Origin of the sequence: Spirosoma panaciterrae DSM 21099 (assembly GCF_000374025.1) — a bacterium.
Taxonomy (GTDB): Bacteria; Bacteroidota; Bacteroidia; order Cytophagales; family Spirosomataceae; genus Spirosoma; species Spirosoma panaciterrae.
Window position 1 is genome coordinate 1 of sequence record NZ_KB893229.1, and the last position, 3,629, is coordinate 3,629.

Annotated in this window: 3 protein-coding genes and 1 pseudogene; all 4 read right to left on the reverse strand. The window is 44.0% G+C overall.

The window, feature by feature from the left end:
* Positions 1-534 (reverse strand): GIY-YIG nuclease family protein (locus B153_RS36225; RefSeq protein WP_040762391.1); only part of this gene is annotated, 534 nt, incomplete at its 3' end.
* A gap of 43 nt (positions 535-577) precedes the next feature.
* Entirely contained in the window at positions 578-1,540 is a 963-nt protein-coding gene (locus B153_RS0130770; protein ID WP_245564975.1) for a DUF6371 domain-containing protein, read from the reverse strand.
* 150 nt (positions 1,541-1,690) lie between these two features.
* Positions 1,691-1,837 (reverse strand): annotated as a pseudogene (locus B153_RS38630) (PG0870-related protein); the annotation flags it as partial.
* Between the two features lie 57 nt (positions 1,838-1,894).
* The gene (locus tag B153_RS0130775; RefSeq protein WP_020600605.1) at positions 1,895-3,412 is read right to left on the reverse strand and encodes a DUF3987 domain-containing protein; all 1,518 of its coding nucleotides are present in this window, start codon (positions 3,410-3,412) and stop codon (positions 1,895-1,897) included.
* Positions 3,413-3,629 lie beyond the last annotated feature (217 nt).

Consider the following 3,629-nt stretch of genomic DNA (forward strand, 5'->3'; position numbering starts at 1 on the left):
AAACTCGGCGGTATACTTTCGTTTGGGGCGTTGGGATTGGTTCATGGTACACGAAGTTAAAAAGTTTCGTGTCCGGATTTTTAGGACCATATCACCCAAAAACCTTTGAGGGTTCTTAGAGATAGCATTTCTTGTATTGTACTGAGGTCTTCTGCCAAACTCTCTTTCAAACAATTTAATCAACCCTGCTTCCAACTCCTTAGCCTCAAGCTCGGTAGCTGTGGTCAGCCAAATGATTTTTATCTGACCAGACAGCTTTTCACCTTTTATATCTTCGGCAATCTTCTCAGAGGCTGAATGAGCACATGTATTGGCAATTCTTCCCCGTAGACCTTTAGGCTTAGAGGTACCATTTCCATCGCGCAACCCCGCTAACCCAATATCGATTATGCTGGTCTCTATTTTATTTTCACCTGTTTGAATTATTACGTAGATGCCTGGGGCAGCAGGTACTTGTTCAGTTAAACCTTTAGGCACACTTACCCGTCTTGGTGTTCGGGTCAAATCATAAGATATAGGTTTACTCCACAACATAGCTTATTAATTTGAAGCGTTTCTGTCCAAATTTACGCGCCTATTAATCAGTTAGTCGGAACGGCTCACCTGTTTTGGGATTGACAAAATCAAGTGTTTTAATGAGTTCTTGAAGAACCGGGTTACGTTGGTTCATGCGTTGTAATGTCCGTTCAGTCATGCTTAGCGGCAAAGTCAAAACGCTTGGACAGTCATCAGCTTCTACTGGCTGTAGTTCTTGTACGTCAGTCGTTTCTGGTGTTGATTCAGTTAGTTCGTCGTTTAATTCAACAGAAATCGTAAATGGTTGGTAATCCCAGAATAACGGGTATCCAGCATCAGTCAACGCCCAACCCGCAACGGGGTCACGGTTACGTATTAGGTAGTCGGCTAAGTCGTACCCTTTCTTTCGATCATATTGAGTAGCTCGTTTTTCTAATACATCTGAAACCGTAAGCCGTTTGCCAATGATGGGCCGCAGTTCCTCGGCTTTCTGGCTCCATTTCTTAAAGCCGTTAAGATCAGGAAACAGAGTAACAATTCGTCCGGCTAAAGGTAGAAGTTTTTCGGCTGTTAGATTGCTTAAACTGCCACAGGCTAACCAAATGAATTCAGGTAAATAGACAGTTGCCAGAATAGCAGTTTTTTCGCTTTCTACAATAGCTATTGGCCGGTTAGTGGATTGGCCTTTTAACTGATGCAGACCAAACAAACATTGGCTTAATTCAAATTCAGTTAAACGTCCTTGCTTTTTTAAGACGCTATGTACCCAATCAATATGACTGAACGGTTGCTTAATACGTTTTAACGTCAGCGAATCGTACAGCATAATCTTTCCTGTTCGGATACGGCCATACTGGTCAATTTGCCAAAAGACCGTTGCCCCTGGCCAATGCTTCGACGTACCGATAAAAAACCGGCTAATCAGGTCGTTCGTAATTTCATCATTAAAGAGGCTGTATAAGCCATTGACAAACTCGTTTTGGTCATAGTGGCTCAAGCTCTGTTTGAATAGCTCAAAAGGCAAGTATGACGGTTGAGGAGTTAAACGGGGTACAAACTTCGGCGGCTGATACGGTGTCTCGTTATGCTGGTTTATTCCATCACCCAACCATAGCTTATTGTCCTCAAAGTATTGGCGGGGTGTATAGTGATAGCCGCAACTGGATTCCCGATTACAGCGGCCAACGTGATCAGGTAACAGTTCGTCTGTCTCCGTGTCTATATATCGACTCAACTGCTTGGGTTTCTCGCAGGCCGGGCAAATGTAGCGGCTAGCAGGTCCTTTGTAGGGTTGCAGAATATAGCGGTGTACAGCGTTCATCGTGTTGTAGAATTAAAACCGTTTCCAATTGGAAACCGGAAACGGAGAAACCTTACGTTATGCGTTCAACCACTTCCAGATGGTTCCTTTCTTCTTGGCATCACCTAAGACCTCAGTGGCTATTTCCGCGTAGTTCCTACCCTGGCTAAATAGTTGTCTGGCTTTTGCCAATTGCTCCGCTTTAACGGCGTGTTTGTTATTAGCGTTTCCCTCATTAGGCTTTGGCAGCCGATAGAATACCCGCAAGGCATGACGTTTTAGCGTCTCAACAATTCGTAAGGCACTAGCAAAGTCCAAATCATTACAGGTTAATACATTGAGTAGTTCGCCTGTCTCAAAGGATCTGAGCGTTGTTAGAATCGTAGCTACACGAAACGCAATCAAACCCAACCGATTTACCGAACCGTCTAAATCTTCACTAACGTACTCGCGGATTTCGTCTTTCCATTGCTGGAACAATTGGACAAATTGGCTTTGCTGGCAGGCTGTTAGTTGAATGGTCAACGGCTCATTTAGTGCTGACAAGTGATCGTAGATTTCAGCAAACTGTTCCCCTAACCCATTGAAGAAAGCCGGGTATTGACTTTTCCGCGAATCGAAAACGTCCTTAAACTTGGGATTAGGCGTCAGTTCGTAGAAAAGAAACCTGCTGAACAAACCGTTTTGAGGGGTTGGTATTAAGCTTAGTAGCTGGTCGAACGTACTGCTAAGAACTACTGATAGTTGCGGGTTCTCAATTTCGCAGTACTCTTTACTGGTCCGTCGGTAGTACGTGATTGGCTCGTGATGAAATGCTTTGCGTAAACCGTCACTATAATTACCGTAATCCTGCTTTACCGTTTCGGCTAATGTATCGCCCTCAGTCTCAAAAATGATACCTCTCCCCTCGTTATTGTTGAGCATTTCAAATGCTCCGGTCCGGCTGTTGTTAGCCGGAATGAACAAGACAGTTAACGGCGGCTCTACGGGTTCGGTAGGTTCCTCAATAGTTCCCTTCTTATCCTGCTGAAACGCTTTCAGGTCTTTTCGATACCGGGCTAAATCTGCTTTATAATCAACCAAAGCTTGCTGATACTGTTCTTTCTTGCGCCGATGTACAACGGAGCCCAACCAGTACGAAAAGTTTAATGAACCTTTGCCGGAACCGTAGCGAGCTAAGATGTAGCAGTACAGATTAGGACTATAAAACCGGGTATCATAGAAACCTCGAACGTTGGGCAGCAAACCACTAACAATGCCCAACGCACCCACCAAGAAAACCTCTTTCTCAATTCGGTCAGTAAGGATTGAACAGCCATTTTTTAGTAAATCAGGTAAGTTGTTATAAATGTCCTGGGTAAAATAGTCGGTTTCTGTGGTTTCCGTTTCTGTTTGGAAACCGTTGCTATTGTCTGCCGCTCGGTGGTAAAACTGATTCGGTTCTGTTGAATTGGGTTCTGCGTCCCGTCGTAGATCATCAAGCGGTATAGCTGTTTCGGGCTGGTTAGCTTGCCAAACGTCAAAATCGAAGTTTGGCCCATTATTAGGAGTATGTTTCAACCGCTTATATTTGCCCTGTGAAGCATCGTTTATCATAGCCTTGCTTTACTGTTTGAGGTTTAGAAATGCGGCTTGTGGGGACAAGCCCGTTTCTATTTATGACTGTTACCGTTTATACTTTACAGAATTGATTTCCTTTAAAGCAGTTTCAAGGTCTTCTGATATGGTCCTAAAAATCCGGACACGAAACTTTTTAACTTCGTGTACCATGAACCAATCCCAACGCCCCAAACGAAAGTATACCGCCGAGTTT